Below are 20,440 nucleotides of genomic sequence, written 5' to 3' on the forward strand. Positions count from 1 at the left end.
AAGGGGAACAGTCTCAGTTTGTTTGAAATGTTTGCGTAACAGTTGTGGGTCTCTGTGCTGGGCATCAAAACGAAAACGGGGCGTTCCGGTGAACGCCCCGCACGAATTGGATCGGGTAACCTGTTTTGGCGAGTTCCTGAACGGGCCATCCGCCCAGCGGCATCTAACGAGGGTGTCGCTGGACGGGATCCGTTCAGGCGTATTCCTCGATGGGTACGCAGGAACACATCAGGTTTTTGTCGCCGTAGGCGTTGTCGATGCGGCCCACGGTGGGCCAGTACTTGTTGGTGGCCACCCAGGACAGGGGGAAGACGCCCTTCTCGCGGCTATAGGGCCGGTCCCAGCTATCGTCGACCATGTCCGCCATGGTGTGCGGCGCACGTTTGAGCGGGCTTTCTTCGGCCGGTATGTTGCCGTTCTCGACCTCGGCGGCTTCTTCACGAATGCAGATCATCGCGTCGCAGAAGCGGTCCAATTCGGCCAGGGACTCGCTCTCGGTCGGTTCGATCATCAGGGTTCCGGCCACCGGCCACGACATGGTCGGTGCGTGGAAACCGAAGTCCATCAGTCGTTTGGCGATGTCCTCCACGTCGATGCCGCAGCTCGCCTTGAGCGGGCGGACGTCGATGATGCACTCGTGGGCGATGAGATCGTTGAGGCCGCGGTAGAGAATCGGAAAGTGCGGCTCGAGCTTTTTGGCGATGTAGTTGGCATTCAGGATGGCGACTTGGGTCGCTTTCTTGAGGCCGCCACGTCCCATCATGGCGATGTAGGCCCAGGAGATCGGCAGGATGCCGGAACTCCCCCAAGGAGCTGCCGATACGGCGGTCGTTTGGGTTTCGGGGAAGGCGTCCGCTCTCAAGCGATGGCCCGGCAGGAGCGGCGCCAGGTGCTCGGCCGCGGCGATGGGGCCGACTCCGGGGCCGCCGCCTCCGTGCGGGATGCAGAAGGTTTTGTGAAGGTTGAGATGCAGGACGTCGGCGCCGATCTCACAGGGACGGGCCAGGCCGACCAACGCGTTCATGTTGGCGCCGTCCATATACACCTGACCGCCGTGTTCGTGAATGACGCGGCAGATGTCGACGATCCCTTCCTCGAACACGCCGTGCGTCGAAGGATAGGTGATCATCAGGGCCGAAAGGTCGTCGGCATGTTTCTCGGCTTTGGCGTTGAGGTCTTCCAGATCGATGTTGCCGTTCTTGTCGCAGTTGACCACCACGACCTTCATGCCGGCCATGACCGCACTGGCGGGGTTGGTGCCGTGGGCCGAGCTGGGAATGATGCAGACGTTGCGGTGACCCTCGCCGCGGCTCTGGTGGTAGGCGCGGATGGTCAGCAGGCCGGCGTATTCGCCTTGGGATCCCGCGTTGGGTTGCAGGGAAACGCCGGTCATGCCGGTGATTTCGGCGAGCATGTGCTCCAACTCTCCGATCAACTGTTTGTAACCCTCCACCTGGTCGGCCGGCGCGAAGGGATGGATGTTGGCCAGTTCGGGCCAGGTGATCGGCATCATTTCGGCGGTTGCGTTGAGCTTCATGGTGCAGGATCCGAGCGGGATCATTGAATGCGTCAGCGACAGGTCCTTGGTCGCCAGGGCGTGAAGGTACCGCAGCATTTCGGTTTCGGAATGGTGGGTGTTGAATACCGGGTGGGTCAGGTAGGAGGTCGTGCGCACGAGCTCGGCGGGATACTGGTCGCTGACTTGATCGAACAGGTCCGGAACGGTCAGGCCGTGATCGGCGTTGCCGGAGAAGACCGTCCACAGTTCTCCCACGTCCTCGCGGCGGGTGGTTTCGTCGAGTGAGAGTGCAATGGTTTCGTCGCCGATATAGCGGAAATTGATTTCCGCGGCGAGGGCGCGAGCCTCGATGTCGCGGCGCTGTTCGGGCGTGACCTGAATCTGAAGGGTGTCGAAGAAGACGCGGTTGCGCGGTTGGTATCCCAGTTTCTCCAGGCCGGCGGCGAGGATGACGGCGAAGCGGTGAACCCGGCGTGCGATGCGGTGCAGTTGTTCGGGTCCGTGATAGACGGCGTACATGCCGGCGATGACCGCGAGCAGAACCTGCGAGGTGCAGATGTTGCTGGTGGCCTTCTCGCGACGAATGTGTTGTTCGCGAGTCTGGAGGGCCAGACGGTAAGCGGGTTTATCCCGTACATCCTTCGAAACACTGACGATACGGCCTGGCATGTTGCGCTTGAAACTCTCGCGCGTGGCAAAGAATGCCGCGTGGGGTCCGCCGAATCCCATCGGTACGCCGAAGCGTTGCGCACTGCCGACCACCACATCGGCACCCATTTCACCGGGCGGTTTCAGGAGGACCAGACTCAGGAGATCGGCCGCGACCGTCACCAGCATCTTCCGCTCCTGGGCATTGGCGATGATATCGGTCAAATCGCGAACCTGGCCGCTGCTGCCGGGATACTGGAGCAGCAAGCCGAAATAGGCTTCGTCGGTGGAGAAGTCGGCGATGTTGCCGGTCACGATTTCGATGCCGAGCGGTTGGGCACGCGTTTCCAGAATTTCCAGGGTTTGTGGATGAAGGTCGTCCATGACCCAGAACTTACGGTGGCTCTTGAGTTTCTTGCGGGTGAGCGAGAAGCTCATGGTCATGGCTTCCGCGGCGGCGGTACCTTCGTCCAGCATGCTGGCGTTGGCGATTTCCATGCCGGTCAGGTCGGTCACCATGGTCTGAAAGTTCAGCAACCCTTCCATGCGACCTTGGGAGATCTCGGACTGGTACGGCGTGTAGGCCGTGTACCAGGCCGGGTTTTCCAGGATGTTGCGCTGAATGACCGGCGGGGTGATGGTCCCGTGATAACCCATGCCGATGTAGCTCTTGAATACCTTGTTCTTTCTGGCGACATGCTCACGCAGATAAGCCAACGCATCGGACTCGTTCTGGCAGCGGTCGAAATCGAGAGGTCGCTTGGAAAGGATCTTGTTGGGAACCGCTTTCTCTACCAACTCGTCCAGGGTCTGCATGTCGAGGAACGACAACATGCTGTCGATCTCGCGATCATCGGGGCCGATGTGGCGGTCGATGAAATCTTCTTTCTGTTCCAATTGTCGCAACGTGGGATTACCAAGTGGCATGGGCTACTCCGTTTTTCAAATCTTTGGGAAACCTGTACCACCGCGGGAAGCCTGGGGGCACGAACGTGGCGGACATGCGCCGTCGCAACCCCGTCCAGACGGGGGAAGCCATATGGAGAAAGATGCCGGCAATACGGAAGAAGGCACGCAAAACGAGAAAGGAATAAAAGGAAAGTCCGAAAGCATCCGCATGGAACATAGGCCTTTGGCGGTGGTGGTTCGCCCGGAAAGGGGCGGATAGCGGGGCCGGCAAGCGAGGCGGGCAGAGGGCCCGATCAAGCGATGGTGACGATGTTCGAAACACCTCGAACCAGGCTCATTCTATTCGAAAAAGCGAAAGCATGCAGCTTTTATCATCGGGCAGGGAAGGGAAGGTGAAAGGAGCGGATGTGGTGGGGTCGGCAGTGGGATAGCGAATGATTTTAGCGTGTTTGTGTAATAAAATCTTATACAAATGAACTAAAGTTTCTCTGTTGCGTACCCTAGTCTTGATGCCGTTCTTTACATCGGTTCGACCTTTTGCTCGGGAGTTGCCCATGTCGCTCGTTCGTCAAAATCGTTTCCGACACGTCCTCTTGACCGCGCTTTGGCTCCTCGCCATGTCCGCCCTTTTGGGTTTTCTCGGCTGGTTTCTCTTTGGTGGGACCGGCCTCCTGATGGCTTTGGCGATGGCTGGACTCCTTCTTTTCCTGAGCCCGCGTTTTCCGGTCTCCATGGCCATGCGGGTCGCCGGCGCCCGACCGCTCCATCCGTCCGAGGCCCCGTTCCTTTTCGATACGGTCCACGAGCTGGCCCGCAGTGCCGGATTGTCCCGGACACCCGCCCTCTTCTATTTACCCCGCGCCGAACTCAACGCGTTTGCCACTGGCCGTGAGGCCGACGCCGGTTTGGCCGTGACCGACGGGTTGTTGCGCTACCTGGATCGCCGCGAGCTGCGGGCGGTCCTGGCTCACGAGATGAGTCATCTGGCCAATCGCGATTTGGCCCTGATGAACTTGGCCGCGATTCTCCAACGAGTGACCTCGTCCATGGCGTTGTTCGGACAGGTACTTTTGCTGATTTCGCTTCCCCTGATGCTGTTCGGGAACTTCAGCTTTCCCTGGACCCTGATCCTGGTGCTGTGGGCCGCCCCGCTGCTCAGCGACCTCATGGCGCTGGCCCTTTCCCGTACGCGCGAATTCGACGCCGACCTCGGCGCCGTGACGCTGACCGGAGACGCACGTGGTCTCGCTTCCGCGCTAAGAAAGTTGGAACATCGACGCCGCGGTATCTGGAGCCTGCTCTTCCAACCCTACCGCCGTGGAGGAAGCTCGTCCTGGCTTAATACCCACCCTCACACGGACGAGCGGGTCCGGCGGTTGCTGGCCTATGAGGCCTCCACTTTACGTGATCGAGACGAGGAATCGGTTCGGAGGCCGAGCCCCCGAAGAAAACCGCTTCGGCCCGAGGATGTGTTTCTGCGACGCGGTTCCGCTACCGATCGACTCGGTTTCAGTCGGTTTTGATGCACTACCAGCCAGGAACCTAAAAGCACCCGAGTTCTCGGGGAAACAAAGATTCCAACCAAGTCCGCCGTATTCGAAAAAGCCCCGGTTTCGACCGGGGCTTTTTTGCGTCAGGCTTCCGCCTCGTGTGGTCCGGTGAAGAGATCGTGGTCGCCGACCGGGTCGACCTCGGAATCGATGCCCAACAGTGCATGGAAATCTTCCACGATCAGGTAGAGCGACGGCACCAGGATCAGGATCAGCACGGTGCCGAACAGAATTCCGAACCCCAGGGAAATTGCCATGGGGATCAGGAACCGGGCTTGAACCGAAGTCTCCATGATCATGGGAGCCAAACCGAAAAAGGTCGTCAGCGACGTCAGCAGGATCGGGCGGAACCGTCGCATCCCAGCGGCCACGATGGCGTCGAAGGCCGACTTGTGGTGGGCGCGGTACTCGTTGGCCGCGTGGATCAGGACCAACGAATCGTTGACGATGACGCCGGAGAGCGCCACGATGCCCATCATGCTGATCATGCTCAGGTCGTAACCCATGATGAAGTGACCGAGAATGGCCCCGACGATCCCGAAGGGGATGGCCGACATGACGATGAACGGTTGGGTATAACTGCCGAAGGGGATGGCCAACATGGCGTAGATGACCAGCATCGCCATGCCGAAACCCATCGCCAGGCTCGACAGGGTTTCGGCCTGTTCGCGTTGTTCGCCTTCGAACGAATAGGTCAGGCCGGGGTAGTCCTTTACCAATACCGGCAGGATCGACTGGCGTATGTCCGCCGTGATATCGGTGGCGTTGCCCTGACCGATGGCGACGTCGGCCGTGACGTTGACGACCCGGCGACCGTTGCGGCGATTGATTTCGGTATAGGAGCGACCGGACTCCAGATCCGCGGCTTCGTTGAGCGGAATCTCACCGCCACCGGGTACGCGGATCAACAAGTCGCGAATGTCGGTGACCGATTGGCGTTCCTCCTCGGGTAGCCGCACCATGACCCAGACTTCCTCGCGACCGCGCTGCTGGCGAACGGCGCGATCGCCGTAGAAGGCGGCCCGCAACTGGTTGGCCAGTTCGCGGGCGGTCAGGCCCAGCGTGCTGGCCTCGGGTTTGATGGTGAAGTCGTATTGTGGTTTGCCCTCACTGAATCCGTCGTCGATGTCCTTGATGCCATTGTAGTCCTGAAGCTTGCGGGCCAACTCCGAAGCGGCGGCCTCCAGGACGCCCAGGTCGTTGTGACTCAGCTCCACGTCGATGGCCGAGCCCGCGCTGGGGCCGGTGCTGTACTGAAACAACAAGGACTCCAGGCCCGCCATTTGACCGAGCTGTTCGCGCCATTCGCTCACGAATTGGGCCGAACTGAGGTCGCGCTCGGAAGAGGGCACCAGGTACATGTACACGGTGGTCAAATGACCGCCGGAGGGCAGCCCGCCGCGGTCGGAGAACCCGTTGCCGACCGTGGTGAACATGCCGCGACTGATGGTGTCGCCGCCGTGTTTGGCGAGCGTGGCCTCGGCCGCTTCCTCGATCTGTCGCGAGATCAGTTTGGTCTGTTCGACCGGAGATCCGAAGGGGAGTTTGGCCTGGGCGATGATGACGTCGGTATCCACCTTGGGCAGGAAGGTGAAGTGGATGCGTCCTCCCGCGACCATGCCGATGGTCAACAGCAGCACGGTGATCCCCATGGCGACGGTGACGTAGCGATGGGCGATGGCGATGCGGATGACCGGGCGATAGAAGTCGTGGATGACCTTGTCCAGCCAGTGTCCGAACCGTTGCTGGCCGCGACGGAGTTTGGCGATGTAGCCGGTGCCCTCACCGAACTTTCGCTGGTGGGCGAGGTGACTGGGCAGCACCAGCAACGATTCCACCAGCGACACCACGAACACGGAAATCGTGATGATGGGAATGACGCGGAAGAACTTGCCGGAGATGCCGGGCACGAAGAACATGGGTGAGAAGGCGGCGATATTGGTCAGAATCGAGAAGGTCACGGGTACCGCCACCTGGCGGGTGGCCTGGATGGCCGCTTCGAGGTAGCTGTACCCACGTTCTCGAAATTCGTAGATGTTTTCGCCGACGACGACCGCATCGTCCACGATGATGCCGAGCGTGATGATGAACGCGAACAGCGAGATCATGTTGATGGAGACGTCGAACGAGGGAAAGATCAGAAACGCGCCCAGGATGGAGATGGGGATGCCCATCGTGACCCAGAAGGCCAACCGGATTTCGAGAAAGGCACCCAGGATCAGCAACACCAGGAACAGGCCCATGCCCGCATTCTTGACCAGAAGGTTGATGCGGTCGGCGTACATTTCGGACACGTCGTTCCAGGTGGCCACGCCCACGCCGGGCGGGAGCTTGGCCTCCAGGTCCTTGGCGAAGGCCTTGACCGTTTCGGCGATTTCGATCGGCTTCTGGTCGCCGGTGCGGAATACCGAAATTTGCACCGCCGGCTGGCCGTTGAACCAGGCCTCCTGATCGGTGTCGCGGAAGCCGTCGTGGATCTCGGCGATCTCGTGCAGGCGAACCACGGTGCCGTCGGGATTGGTGATCACGGGAATGTCGGCGAATTCCTGTCCGTAGTCGCGGCGCTCGGCGGTACGGACCAGGATTTCACCGGCGCGGGTCTTGACCCCGCCGGCGGGGAGCTCCAGGGCGCCGTTGCGAACCTTGGCGGAGATGTCGGACAAGGTGAGATCGTGGGCGCGGAGGTTTCGCTGCGGCACTTCGACCGCGATTTCCAGCGGACGCACCCCACGCAGGTCGACGTTGGTGATGTTGTCTTCCTTGAGCAGGTCCTCGCGAATGGCGTTGGCCAGGTCGCGAAGGATGTACTCCTCGAAGTCACCGAAAATCACCAGGGAAATCACTTCGCGGCGGTTGGTGATCAACTGGACCACGGGCCGCTCGGCGTCCTGCGGAAAGGAGGTGATTCGGTCGACCGCATTCTTGATGTCCTGCAGGGCCTTGTTCGGGTTGACCGACGTCATCAGTTCGACCACCACGCTGCCGGAGCCCTCCTGGGCCGTGGCGGTTACCTTTTTGATGCCGTCCAACCCGCGTACCGATTCTTCGAGCGCCAAGACGATGCCCTGCTCCACTTCGGCCGGACTGGCGCCGGGGTAGGGCACCGAGATCACCACCATGTCCAGCTCGAATTCGGGGAAGACCTCCTGCTTGGTGTTCATCATGGCGATGGCGATGCCGCCGACGATGAAGACCACCATCAGCAGGTTGGCCGCCACCGGGTGGGACGCCATCCAGGCGATCACACCCTTGATGTTGACTTTGCTAGTCATTACCGCCTCCGGAAACGCTGGATCCGGTCGTCGCCTGAAGGGCCGAATCGTTTTTGGTATTGTCGCGTTCGCTTTGGATGGCTCGCAGTTTCATGCCCGGAACGGGGGTGGGGATGCGGCTGACGATGACGCGTTCCTGTGAGTCGATACCTTGGCCGATCAGCACTTTTTCTCCCTGGCGCCAGAGTACCTGGACGTTGCGGATCTCCAGTACGTCGTCGGCGTTCATGATCCAGACCCGATCGCCTTCGCGCAGGGCCGCCGGAGGGATGGCGATGACGTCGTGCATGAGCCTTCCATGGATGGCCACGTGGACGTAGGTACTGAGCAGCAGAGGCATCTGGCCGCCGCCTCGAAGGCCCAGCGGATCGGACACGGAAATCAGGACGCGAGCCATGCGGCCCCGCTCTTCGAGGTCGTTGAGCAGGCGAATGACACGGCCTTCCCGTTCCATATCGCCCGTGGCCGTTCGAGTGACGACTCGGGCTTGGGCCCCGCCGTCGCCCTGCATGTCGGGGCGTTGGAAGAACGCCAGTTGATCCAAGGGCACCGAGGCTTGGACCCAGTATTCGTCCGTGCCCGTCAGGGTGGCGACCATGCTGTTGGGGCCCACGACTTGGCCGGTCTCCACGCTTTTTCGCTTGATTTGGGCGTTGAACGGCACTTCGAGATGGGTGCGGGCGAGATTCAGCTTGGCCTGTTCCAGCGCACTCTCGGCGGCTTCCAAATTGGCGCGGGCCTGGGCCAGGTGCGGTTCGCGCAATGCCAGTTCGCGACCTTCCGCTGTCGTTTCGATTTCATCGCCGAGCAGGTCCCATTCCTGTTGGGCGATGGCGCGGCGACCCATTTCGTCCTTGAGTGCGAATTCGGCACGCGCCACCTCCGCCTTTCGTTGTTCCACCGCGAATTCGAAATCTCGGGGATCGATATGGAGCAGGGTCTCACCCCGTTCCAGGAAGCCGCCCGGTATCAGGGCGGGGTGGATCTCCAATACGCGGCCGCTGACCTGGGGGCTGATGTTGACCTCGCGCGCGGCCATGACCGTACCGCCCGCTTCGATGGTAATCACCTCGTCGCTGAGGGCGACCTGGGTGACTTCCACGGGGACGATCGGCTGCTGGACTTCGCTCTGTTTGGGCTTCGGCTTGGTTTTGATGAATCCGACGGCGCCCCCGAGACCCACAAGTATGATGATAAACGCGAAAAAAATACTCTTCTTCATTATTCAGCTCCTGCAATGGCCGTCCTGGGCTCGCTTGGGGTTAGGTCGGTCGACCACTTGCCGCCGATCGCCTTGTAGAGATCGATGCGAAAGTCCAATAGAGCGCGCCGTGCATTGATGTGGGTTCGTTGAATGCGCTGGAGCGATGACAGTTCGGTGAGCACGGTGAGGTAGTCGCCGACCCCGCGCAGGTAGCGGGAGCGTGCGGCGTCCAGGGCCCGCTCCGACCATTTCCGTTGCTCGTCGAGTCGGTCGAGGAATTCGCGCTGCTTGTTCTCGCGAATGCTTGCATCCTCCACTTCGCGAACCGCTTCCAAGATCGCCTTTTCGTAATCGTTCAAGGCCGTTTCCAGAACCGCGCGACGACGATCCACTTCCGCTTTGCGGTTGCCCGCGTCGAAGATCGGGCCGGTCAGATTGCTGGTCAGACCCCACACGAAATTGCTGAAGAGATCGTCGATGTCGGATGCTTGGAAGCCACCGTCGAGGGTCAAGCGGAGGGACGGATAGCGGTTGGCGATCGCCACGCCGACGCGATGGTCGGCCGCGTTGATGCGGGCCCTGGCCGCACGTATGTCGGGACGCTGCTCGAGCAGTGCGAGAGGAATGCCCAATTCCGGATAGTCCGGAAGCTGGGGAAGGTCGGCCCGTTCGCCCGCCGAGGCTTCGCGGGGGGCCTTGCCCAACAGAACGGCGAGCTGGTGTTCCAGCACGTGGAGTTGGGCTTCGGCGGTGGGGATCTGGGCCTCGATCGAAGACAGGTTCTGACGTTGTTGAAAGACGGCGACCGCACTCGATTGAGCCTGGCCAAAACGAGTTTCCACCACCTTCAGGAAGTCGCGGCTGACTTCGAGCTGTTCTTCGAGGAGTGCCAGCGTCTCGCGCTGCTCGATGATGGCGAACCAGGTTTTGGCCAGGCTCGCCGTCAGGGTTTGGGCCAACGCTTCCGCGTCGTCGCGGCTGGCGAGCACATCCAGGGCAGCCGCACGCCGGGTCGAGGACAACTTGTTCCAGATATCGACCTCGTAGTTCGCCGCCGCTTTCAGGCTGAAATTGTTGGCTGTCTGCTCCAAGCCGTTGAATATCTGCTTGTTCCGAGATGAAATGCCCGTACCCGTCACCTCGGGTAGGCGCGAGGCGTTCGCTTGGACGGCCAAGGCTTCGGTCTGGCGCAGACGTGCCCATGCACTGCGTAAATCCAGATTTTGCTGAAGGAGCTGATCCATCAGTTGGTTCAACTGGGGCTCCTCGAAGGATAGCCACCATTGGTCGGGCGGCGTGACGGTTCCCTTGTCGCTGTAGGACTCCGGTAGGGTGGTCGGCGGTCCCAAGTCTTCGTTCACCCGGTGTACGGCGCATCCGCCGGTGATAAAAAGTAAAAATAAGAAAAAAGACGAGAGGAGGCCCGGAGGCTTCCATCCTGCTACCTTCATGTTTCCTCTCAAACCCAAGACTTTGATCGACTCGACTGACCGAAAGGAGGATCCGTGGCCTCCTGCAATCGAAAATAAATAATGTAGGGAGCGATCGAGACGGCTCCACGATTTCCACTTCACTTCTGTGCCTTACGAAATAGTCTCGGTAAAAGACCGAAAAGATCCAAATTCGCGGCCATTCGCGATAGGCGGACATAAAAAACGCCTTGGCCGGAACCAAGGCGCTAGCAATCATAAGCCCTTCGCCTATTTAGGGAAACCATCGTGAAGCGGGAAGGGACGGGGTTCGGAGGTTGGTGCTTTGGGCCCGTGCACCACAAAGCGAATTTTGTCGAGAGAACGCGCAAGAAATGTGGTACTCAGCGACAACCGGAACCCGGCCTGTCCTCGACAACGGCGTCGATGTGGTCGAAGTAGTGCTCCTGCTCGATGGGGGCTGTGCCGCTTTCTCCCGTCAGGTCGCCGATGGTGAAGGTTTGATTTTTGGGTATGCCCACCCGCTCGTAGGCCTCGATATCGGTGTCCGCGTTGCCGTAGGCCCGGAATATTTCCAGACCCGCGTCTTGGCGTTCCGCCAGAACGGCTGCCTTGTAGTCCGCCGTGCGAAGCAGGTTTTCCTCGTGGCTCAAAGCGGCGCGCAGGGTGAAGTCGGGCAGATCCATGTTATCGCGCAGCCATTGACGGCTCCCTTTTGCAGACCAGTAAGGACGTGCAGTCAGGAAGATCGGGTGGTATCCCAGCGCCAGGTACGTTTCGACCAGTTCACCCGCGCCGCCGCGGGCCAAAAAAGAAAATGCAGGCCGCCAGGGAAAGGGAGGCGGCCTGCATTCACTTGCCAAAACACGATCCCGGAGCGAAGGGGAAATCCATAGGAAGCTCCGTCGCGACGACTTCGGGCTCGAAAGTCGTCCCGCGCTGGGGATCGCGTGGTCTCTACCGAGGGGCTTGCATGACTGAAAGGTGCGGAAAGGGGATCGAAGGTGTTACACGAGCAGATCCAGTATGCGGGATTCCGCTTCCAAGGCTTCTTTCAATTGAGACACTTGCACTTCAATTTGTTTTTGGGCCAAATCCTGCGCGGACACGACCTCCGGGAGAACGTGCCCCTCGGAAAGTCGCGTCGTTGCGACGTCGAGCCTGTATTGCGCGGTGTGAAAACCACTGATGGCGCTGGAGATGGCGTCCATATAACCGTTCCTGCGATCAGGCCAGAAGATCCAGTGCGGTCTCCTCTACTTCCGACAAGGCCTCGATCGTGACAATTTGAGCTTCGGCATTGCGTTGGGCAATCTTGCTGTTCACGATGACTTCTTCGTTCAAGTCGCCCTGAGCGAGCTGTTTGCTGGTTTCGTTCAAGGTTTGGGTGGCTCGGTGTAGACCGCCGAGTGCGGCGTTTATTCCTTCAATCATACCCTCCTGGTCGGACAGAAATGGGTCCGACTGAAGTCAGGTTGCCGGATTTTACCGGTTGTTACATAACCTTTACGTGGGTCCCGAGATGTTGGCACCGAGGGGGTTCCGGCGCTCGTCGCTTCCGTCGGGATGTTTGATCGTTTCCTCACCAAAACGGCACCTTTTCTGGCGGGATGTACCCCTCCGATACGAGAAAATCCAGGTGCGTTTTTCATGTCGAGATCCGGCGAGGCCTTCCGTCGCCGATTCATTCCTTTGTGGGAAGGGTTGCAAAGTCGTTGGTGGATCGAAGTTCTCGGTTGTCTTGGGCTCTGGTGACGGTCATAATGAGGGCTGCATTCATCCGTGTTTGACGGATTGGTTTCAAAGATGAGTTTTGTGTGATCGTGGCAACGATTTTCCAACAATTTATGTGCCGGACACGCTTTTCTCGACCTTGGGTGAATGTCGTCGGTGGTTCTGCCGCGAAATTCCTGGAAATAGGTGCGCGGTTGGCCTCGTAGAGGCTTGATTCACGCGAAGAGCCGGTGAGGGTTCCCGGGCTGCTTTCAGTGGTCTTGGGTTCGCGGTGGCGTGAATCCGATTTTGTTTTTTGGATTGTCGGAGATATTTATGGATATTCTCAATCAACTCAACGAAGGTGCGCTTCAAGACCTGAAATTGGTTCCCACCCTGATTAACTTGGCGCTTGTCCTGTTGCTGGGGCAAATTTTGGCGTGGCACTACCTTAAGTATTCTCAGGTGCTTTCGAACAAGCGTAAATTCGCGCGGTTGTTTGTCTTCATCGCGGCGACGACCATGATGGTGATTTCGGTGGTGAAAACGTCACTGGCACTTTCGTTGGGATTGGTGGGTGCCTTGTCGATCATCCGTTTTCGCACCCCGATCAAGGAGCCGGAGGACCTTTCCTACCTGTTTTTGGCGCTTGCCACCGGGATCGGGATCGGTGCCGATCAGCGTCTGGCCACATTGGTGATGTTCGCCGGCATTCTGTTGACCTTGACCCTCCTGAATGTCTTTCGAGGCGGAAACGATCAGGCACCGCGGGTTTACGCCAACGTAACCACCCCTCTTTCGGGGGAGGAAGCCGGGGAGCGATGTTCGGAAAAGGGATTGGCCACGCTCCTGGCTCAAGTCAATGAAGGCAGTGTCAAGGCCGATTTGCGACGGGTCGACAGTCAGGATGGGGTCTTGAACGCCACCTTGGTTCTCGATTTGAAAGATCCCGCCGAAATCGGTCGGATTGTCGGGCGGATTCAGCGCGTGTTTCCCGCCGCCGCGGTCAGTGTCGTCGAGGGCGCCAGTCTCGACTGAGCACGGATGAGAGAGGATGCGGAATGAAGCTATTTGACCGTCTCGCGCGGAAGGAATCGCCGTGGATGGGTTTGCTGTTGTTGACGTTGGGTCTCGTGACCGGTTGTCTGTTGGGGCCCAAGTTGACCGAGTTGCGGGACCGTTTGGGAACCACGGCGCCTCGAGAGGCCGAGGATCGGCCGATTGAGTTGGACGCTCAGTTCAGAAATCCGAAATCCTTGGCGGAAAACGGGGATGGTGCACCGTCCGCGCCGCCTGCGCCCGCCGAAAATAAGTTGCCTACCTTGGCCGTCGAGATTCCCGTCGAGGGGGCGCAACGCCTCCAGGATGTGCGAAATCAGGCACTTCAGCGCGGGCTGATCGTTCAGGGCGAGGAAGACACGGTCGGCGTGAGCCTGACTGTCGAAGATCGACCCTTCGAAGCCGATTTGCGCATCAAGGGCGACTGGACCGATCACGTGAATTCCGACAAGTGGTCGTTTCGCATTGGGTTGCGGGACGGCAAGTGGCGTGGGATGCGGGTTTTCTCGGTGCAGCATCCGTTGACGCGCGGGTACCTGTGGGAGTGGGTCGTTCACGAGGCCGCACGTCGCGAAGGGATCTTGGCGCCGCGTTCGATGTTCGTGAATCTGGTCGTCAACGGCAACGAAATGGGTATCTATTTTCTCGAAGAGCACTTCAGCAAGGAACTGCTCGAGAGCCAAGGGCGCCGGGAAGGTCCGATCGTGCTTTTCAACGAGGCATCCTTTTGGGCCACGTACTTGCGCTTCCACATCGGTGCCTTGGGGTTTCACCCAAAAGTGCCCTTGGCCATTCAGCCCGCATTGAGTCCCGAATCCGCCGAAATTCGGGCTTATGGTGCCAAGCGCTTTTCGAGCAGCGAAGCGCTCAACCGCAATTACATCGGATCGCTGGAGAAGTTGGGGCAATTGCAACAACTCCTGGTCGGTGCCGAGACCAATCGCGACCGTTTACAACGTCTCCAAGCGCTGCAAACGCTCAAAGGTGCGACAGTCGAGGACCTGATCGATGTCGAAACCTGGTCGAGGGCCCATGCCCTCGCGTCCCTGTTCCAGATATGGCATGGACTCGTTTGGCACAATCTGCGGATGTACGGCAATCCCGTCAAGGACCGGCTCGAACCGGTGCTGTACGACAACATGGCCCATGTCCTGCGCCCCAGTGACAAGAATCCGATCCCTCTTCGTACCGACAACCCCATCGTCTACGAGCTCAATCGCTCGCCGCGCTATTACAGTGGCGTGTTCTCCCATTTGGGTCGCATGTGCGAGCCCGGCTATCTGGAAGGCCTGTTCGAGGATTTGGCCCCGCAGTGGCAGATATACGAGGATGCGCTGGTTGCGGAGTTCCAGCTCGGGCCCGAATACCGCATGGATGCCATGAAGCAGCGTCTGCGCGTCCAGCAAGCGTATCTTGTCGACGTGATACGGCCTGGAGATGCAGCGAACTTTTCCGCTTCCGCGCTCTACCGCGACGGCGCGGACACCCCCTTGGAGGCGACACTGCAAGTGGATGCCTGGACGACGACCCAAATTCCGGTCGTCATCGAGGGTTTCGAGTTCCCGAACGGCGTCTTTGTCTCCGCCCGGAATTGCCTGGTTTCGGATGAGGCCAACGGCGCCACCATTCTGGAAAGCGGCGGCGTGTTACTGGCGCCGCGACGGCGGGCGCGCTTCACCTGGGGCGCCGATCAGCGGTTGACCAACCTCGAGAACGTGCGTCAGGTCAAGAGTGCGATCCGGGCCCATGCGCAAATGGGACAGAAACACGGACCGCAGCGCGTTTTCGTTCGATTTCGCTCCTGTGCGGTAGAAACGGCGACAAACCAACTATTGGACTTTCGACCGGCGCGTGCATCCTGGCTCGAAGAGCAGGGGAGGCCTCGGTTGCCCATCCTGTCCGAGGCCCTGGAGCGGCACCCGTTTCTCAATTACGATCCCGTCGCCGATCGTTTGTGGATTTTGCCGGGGACTTGGGACGTGGACGGAGATCTCCTGATACCCGAGGGGTTTCCGTTGCATGCCGGCCCTGGCGTGACGTTGCGTTTCGATCCCGGTGCAATCCTTTTCAGCCGCACCGCCTTGAAATTTCACGGACAGTCCGGGAAACCGGTCGTCCTGGAGCCAAAGGCGGGACATGACCGGTGGCGTGGTCTGCTGGTTCTGGAGACGAAGGGACGTTCCCAGTGGCGGCATGTGATCGTGCGAAACACCGACAGCCTGGCCCGGCGCGGCTGGGTCACGACCGGCGGCATCACCTTCTATCACGCTGCGGTGACCATGCAGGACTGCCACATCGACGGAACTCTCGCCGAAGACGGCACCAACCTGTTCGGGACCGAATTCCTGCTGGAACGGGTCACCTTCAGTGGTTGTGCCTCGGACAGCCTCGACGGCGACTTCGTGGTAGGGGACATCCGGGATTGCGTGTTTCGCGACGGCCTTGCCGACGGGGTCGACTTCAGCGGGAGTCAGGTGACGGTCACCGGCTGTCGCTTTCTGGATTTGGGTGACAAGGCGTTGTCGATCGGCGAACGGACTCGTTGTGTGGTGCGCGATTGCGTGGCCGAACGGGTTTCGATCGGCTTGGCTTCCAAAGACGATTCGGATACGACCGTCGAGGGCTTCGAGGTTCGATCGGCCAGGAATTTCGCGTTCGCGTTGTACATCAAAAAGCCCGAATACGGGGTCAGCCGCGTCGAGGCGAAAGATATCAAAATCGGAGCGGTGGGTCGCAAACCCTTCTTGGTTCAGGATGGTTGTCGGCTTACGGTCAACGGGCGACCCATGGACACCGAGGCCGTCGACGTGGGGCGGATGTACCGCGACAAGATATTGGGCAATTGATTCGTGTCCAGGGAGTGTAAGTGATGCAAATGAAGGCGTTGAGTCCGGTCGAGACAGAAGCCGGCAGCGGCGGGGACGGTGGCGGACTGCGGCACGAATTGAAGCTCGTGTCCCAGGAGATGGCTTATCCGCGCGTGTATCGACTCCTGATGAACGATTCGATCGGTTTGCGAACGCTGCACCCCGAACGCCGGGTTCAAAGTGTGTATCTGGACACGCCCGAATGCCGAGCCTTTCAGGACAACCTGTCCGGAATCAGCCACCGGGAAAAAGTACGGTTTCGTTGGTACGGTAGTGAGGTAGACCGCGTGGCCGGCCGGCTAGAGTGCAAAATTCGCGAAAACAAATACGGTTGGAAGCAAGTGAAAAAGCTGACGATCGAGCGCGAGATTCGCGGCGTCGATCGGGTGAGCTTCGTGCGTAAGCTGGGTGAGGATGCCGGGCTCGATTGGCAGATACGACTGCAAGGGCTGCAACCGGCGCAGTGGATTGCCTATGACCGTCAATATCTGGGAAGTGCCGACGGGAAATTGCGGATCACCCTGGATCGCGGCCTCAGGGTATGGGATCAGCGCATGCGATTTGCGCTCGACAACCGTTTTCCGACTCCGGTCCCGCGCATGCTGATCATGGAAGTGAAGTGCGCGGCCATCCACTACGAAGCGGCTCAACGACTGGTCAATCGATTGCCGATGATGGTTGGCAAATGTTCGAAATACGTCCTGGCTTCGGAACCGGCGGAGGGTCCCGAGGTCCAGCTCCTATACACGTGATCGGGAGAGCCTGGTGGGGTGTGGGTCCAGTGCTCGGATGTGGCGCGATGCGAAAGGGCCTCGTGTTCGAGCGATGGGGCTTCGGTCTCCATGCCCCAACTTGAATGAGGGAAATGAAAATGTACTTGGAACCATTGCTTTTTGATCTGAGAGCCTGGAGAAAAACCTGATGCGGCTGGCTCTGATTGTAGGGGTTTTTCTTTTTTGCCTGACGGCCTTGCTGTATGTGCCCCAACGGTCCACCGGGGTATCCGTGCGCCGTCTCTCGCTTGCCGTGTTGGGGGCGGCGGGTTCTACACCCGATCGGTCTTCTCCGCTCGCACAGCGTTTCGGTATCGATTCAGGCGCCGTGATCGACGATTTGGTCCTCCGGTCGAAAAACGGACGGCCAGGCTGGTGCGCCGTTTTGCTGGATCCCGAGGGTGAGGTCGTTCATCAAGTGGAGGTGCCCTGGGCCGAGCAGTCACAACATGTGGCGCCTCTGCTCCAGCGTCTCGAATTTACCGAAGCGGGGTCTCTGCTCCTGGTGTTTCGAGTCGGAGGTGACCTCGTAAACGGGGAAGCGCCACCTGCCGGGGAAGAGTCGGCTGAAGCGGGATCGGCTGAGTTGGCCGGGACAGTGGGGGCCCAGGCGTGGCCATCACAGAGCGATGGAGAGCGTGGCTGGGCGCTTATTTCGATGAAGACCCCATCGGGGTGGCGTGCCGTTGCGGAAGCCACGAATCGGGGAGGTGTCGCGGAACTGAGCATAGGCTTGCCCCTGCCCATTGATCCCGATCTCCCATTGGTGACCGAGCGCGTGTTTCTCGATTCGGCCGGGGATTCCACGACTTCCCCTTGACCTCGCTCATGATCCCTTGTCTCAATCATCGGATGCGAGTTCCCAAGCAGGTATTTTGTCTTGATGCGTCATTCCTCGGCAAGGCGACCGCCAGTGGACGTCGGCGTCAGTGTCGGTGTTCGATCAGATTTTTATATTTATTTGAAATGGAACGGTTTACGGATTTTCTGGTTCAAGAGTGGATCGATTTTTCCCCTTGCCGCGAGTGTCGATTCGAGCCGTTCGACGGGGTTCCGAGCAGCAGCTTTGCCTTTTTACCCTGCTTGTTACGCTTCCCCATTTCCCGTGCTTTCGCTAGAATAGGCCCGCATCTAATAGACTTGAAATTTTTGACATCGAGAGAGGGGGCGCCCCTCCTTTCTATTTTGGGAATCTCCTCTTCGGTTGAGTTTTAGCACTTCGCCCCAGGCTCGATTCATCCGGTGTTCGGAGACCTCTATCTATCGGGAGGCTTCATGGTTGATGTGACATTTCAGGAAGCGGTTCGTACCGTTGTCGATGGGAGTCACAGCGATCCATTTTCCATTTTGGGTATGCATCGGAACCCGGAGACCGAAACGATGGAGGTACGGGCGTTCGTGCCCGGTGCCACGGCGGTGACCGTGGTCGATGCCAGGGAGCCCGAATTGGAATATGCGCTTCAGCGCTACGATTTGGATGGCTTTTTTTGTGGTCCCATGGCCGATCGAAAGGAATCGTTTCCCTACAGATTGAAAATCAGCGATCCCTACTCGGAGGAGCCGCGCGTCGAGGAAGATCCCTACCGTTTTCCGTCGCTTCTCGGGGAAATGGACCTTCACCTGTTGGGTGAGGGCCAACATTGGCGAAGTTACGAAAAAATGGGAGCTCACCCGCGAGTTTGCGAGGGTGTCTCCGGCGTGTCCTTTCTGGTTTGGGCACCCAATGCGTTACGGGTCTCCGTGGTCGGCGATTTCAATCACTGGGACGGGCGTGCCCACGTCATGCGCCTCTGGCACGACAACGGATTGTGGGAGATGTTCATCCCCGGGCTCAAAGAGGGCGATGCCTACATGTTCGAAATCAAACATCGCGATGGGTATCTCCTGCCACTCAAAGCGGATCCCTATGCCTTTCGCGCACAGTTACCGCCCAATACCGCTTCCATCGTCTCCCGTGTCGATCGTTTCCACTGGTCCGACGAAACCTGGATGGCCGAACGGGGAGAGAAGCAACGCATCGATTCGCCGCTTTCCATTTACGAGGTCCATTTGGGCGCATGGAAGCGCGTTCCCGAAGAGCACGACCGGTTCTTGACCTATTTGGAGCTGGCCGAGCAATTGATTCCCTATGTCGTGGACATGGGGTTCACCCACATGGAGCTGATGCCGATCAGCGAGTTCCCGTTTTACGGTTCCTGGGGATATCAGCCCATCGGGTTGTTCGCGACCACCAGTCGTTATGGCACGCCCGAGCAGTTTCAGCACTTCGTCAACGCCTGCCATCAGGCGGGTTTGGGTGTCATCCTGGATTGGGTGCCGGGTCACTTTCCGAGCGATGGCCACGGCCTGGGCAATTTCGATGGCACCTGCCTCTACGAACACGAGGACCCTCGCAAGGGATTCCACCCCGAGTGGAATACGCTCATCTACAACTATGGCCGGAACGAGGTCTCCAACTTCCTGATCAACAACGCGCTTTTTTGGTGTGAACGATTCCACATCGATGGGTTGCGGGTCGATGCGGTAGCCTCGATGCTCTACCTGAACTACGCGCGGGAAGACGGCGAATGGGTGCCCAACGAGTACGGCGAGAACAAGAACCTCGACGCGGTGGCCTTTCTGCGGCGTTTCAACGAGGTGCTTCACGAACGATTCCCCGGAGTCATGACGCTGGCCGAGGAATCGACGGCCTGGCCGGGCGTATCGCGGCCCGTATCCCAGGGAGGGTTGGGGTTCGACTTCAAATGGAACCTGGGCTGGATGCACGACACCTTGACCTACATGAAGCACGATCCCATTTACCGCAAGTACCATCACGACAAGATGAGCTTCGGGATGATGTACGCCTTTTCCGAGAATTTCGTGCTCTCCTTGAGCCACGACGAGGTCGTGCACTTGAAGGGCTCGCTGCTTGCGCGCATGCCGGGCGATACCTGGCAGCAATTTGCCAACCTGCGCGCCTACTACGGCCACATGTGGACCTTTCCCGGCAAGAAGCTCCTCTTCATGGGTGGCGAGATCGCCCAAGGTCGCGAATGGAATCACGATGCCAGTCTCGATTGGCACCTCCTGGAAATCGATTGGCATCAGGGCATTCAGGCGCTGATTCGCGACCTCAACCGGCTCTATAAGGAAATGCCGGCCTTGCACCAACTCGATTGCGAACCGGGAGGGTTTGGCTGGGTCAAGGTCGACAATCGCGAAGAATCGATTTTCGCCTACTTGCGTCATGGGCTACACGATGCCCCGCCGGTCCTGGTCGTGTCCAACTTTACGCCCGTCCCCCGCGAGGACTGGCGTTTCGGCGTTCCCGAGCCGGGCTTTTATGCGGAACGGCTCAACACCGATTGGGAGCGATACGGCGGCGGCAACATCGGCAACGGCGAGGGCGTCGACGCCGAGGAGCGCGAGTGGGACGCCCAACCTCATTCGATCGTCATGACCGTGCCGCCGCTCAGTACCCTGATTCTCGAATTGAAGCGGCACTGGGACTAAG

13 protein-coding genes are annotated in these 20,440 nt (G+C 59.4%); 6 read left to right on the forward strand and 7 right to left on the reverse strand.

Translation table 11 applies throughout. The features are described from left to right. Positions 1 to 193 precede the first annotated feature (193 nt). Positions 194 to 3,094: an aminomethyl-transferring glycine dehydrogenase gene (gene gcvP / locus J3U87_RS05730; protein WP_237382074.1), complete on the reverse strand. Its 2,901-nt coding sequence runs from the start codon at positions 3,092 to 3,094 to the stop codon at positions 194 to 196. Positions 3,095 to 3,206: 112 nt separating this feature from the next. Here gcvP and J3U87_RS34955 point away from each other — a divergent pair, with 112 nt between their 5' ends. Together J3U87_RS34955 and J3U87_RS05735 are read left to right on the forward strand one after the other, a co-directional pair. After that, entirely contained in the window at positions 3,207 to 3,335 is a 129-nt protein-coding gene (locus J3U87_RS34955; RefSeq protein WP_272932463.1) for a hypothetical protein, read from the forward strand. Between the two features lie 295 nt (positions 3,336 to 3,630). Next, positions 3,631 to 4,599 (forward strand): zinc metalloprotease HtpX, encoded by a 969-nt coding sequence (locus J3U87_RS05735; protein ID WP_237382075.1) that lies wholly within the window; start codon positions 3,631 to 3,633, stop codon positions 4,597 to 4,599. Positions 4,600 to 4,709: 110 nt separating this feature from the next. On the opposite strand, the gene J3U87_RS05740 is transcribed toward J3U87_RS05735, so the two are convergent. The 6 genes from J3U87_RS05740 to J3U87_RS05765 all read right to left on the reverse strand — a co-directional run bounded on the left by J3U87_RS05740 (position 4,710) and on the right by J3U87_RS05765 (position 11,966). Further along, entirely contained in the window at positions 4,710 to 7,898 is a 3,189-nt protein-coding gene (locus J3U87_RS05740; protein ID WP_237382076.1) for an efflux RND transporter permease subunit, read from the reverse strand. Continuing rightward, on the reverse strand, positions 7,891 to 9,120 hold the full coding sequence (locus tag J3U87_RS05745; RefSeq protein ID WP_237382077.1) for an efflux RND transporter periplasmic adaptor subunit: 1,230 nt from the start codon (positions 9,118 to 9,120) through the stop codon (positions 7,891 to 7,893). The genes J3U87_RS05740 and J3U87_RS05745 overlap by 8 nt, the downstream gene beginning before the upstream one ends. After that, entirely contained in the window at positions 9,120 to 10,553 is a 1,434-nt protein-coding gene (locus tag J3U87_RS05750; protein ID WP_272932464.1) for an efflux transporter outer membrane subunit, read from the reverse strand. The genes J3U87_RS05745 and J3U87_RS05750 overlap by 1 nt, the downstream gene beginning before the upstream one ends. A 362-nt stretch (positions 10,554 to 10,915) precedes the next feature. Further along, complete coding sequence (locus J3U87_RS05755) at positions 10,916 to 11,395, reverse strand: LNS2 domain-containing protein (RefSeq protein ID WP_237382079.1); 480 nt, start codon at positions 11,393 to 11,395, stop codon at positions 10,916 to 10,918. Positions 11,396 to 11,539: 144 nt separating this feature from the next. Then, positions 11,540 to 11,743, reverse strand: a complete 204-nt coding sequence (locus J3U87_RS05760) for a hypothetical protein (protein WP_237382080.1) — start codon at positions 11,741 to 11,743, stop codon at positions 11,540 to 11,542. Positions 11,744 to 11,759: 16 nt separating this feature from the next. Next, entirely contained in the window at positions 11,760 to 11,966 is a 207-nt protein-coding gene (locus J3U87_RS05765) for a hypothetical protein (protein WP_237382081.1), read from the reverse strand. Positions 11,967 to 12,581: 615 nt separating this feature from the next. Between J3U87_RS05765 and J3U87_RS05770 the strand changes: the two genes are divergently transcribed. The 4 genes from J3U87_RS05770 (at position 12,582) to glgB (ending at position 20,439) form a co-directional block, all read left to right on the forward strand. Continuing rightward, on the forward strand, positions 12,582 to 13,283 hold the full coding sequence (locus J3U87_RS05770; RefSeq protein ID WP_237382082.1) for a DUF4956 domain-containing protein: 702 nt from the start codon (positions 12,582 to 12,584) through the stop codon (positions 13,281 to 13,283). 23 nt (positions 13,284 to 13,306) lie between these two features. After that, positions 13,307 to 16,150 (forward strand): right-handed parallel beta-helix repeat-containing protein, encoded by a 2,844-nt coding sequence (locus J3U87_RS05775; protein WP_237382083.1) that lies wholly within the window; start codon positions 13,307 to 13,309, stop codon positions 16,148 to 16,150. 23 nt (positions 16,151 to 16,173) lie between these two features. Continuing rightward, positions 16,174 to 16,923 carry a polyphosphate polymerase domain-containing protein gene (locus J3U87_RS05780; RefSeq protein ID WP_237384485.1) on the forward strand — a complete coding sequence of 250 codons (750 nt, stop codon included), beginning with the start codon at positions 16,174 to 16,176 and terminating at the stop codon, positions 16,921 to 16,923. Between the two features lie 1,296 nt (positions 16,924 to 18,219). Then, the gene (glgB, locus tag J3U87_RS05785) at positions 18,220 to 20,439 is read left to right on the forward strand and encodes a 1,4-alpha-glucan branching protein GlgB (protein ID WP_237382084.1); all 2,220 of its coding nucleotides are present in this window, start codon (positions 18,220 to 18,222) and stop codon (positions 20,437 to 20,439) included. Position 20,440 lies beyond the last annotated feature (1 nt).

The organism is Sulfidibacter corallicola (assembly GCF_017498545.1).
Taxonomy (GTDB): domain Bacteria; phylum Acidobacteriota; class Holophagae; order Acanthopleuribacterales; family Acanthopleuribacteraceae; genus Sulfidibacter; species Sulfidibacter corallicola.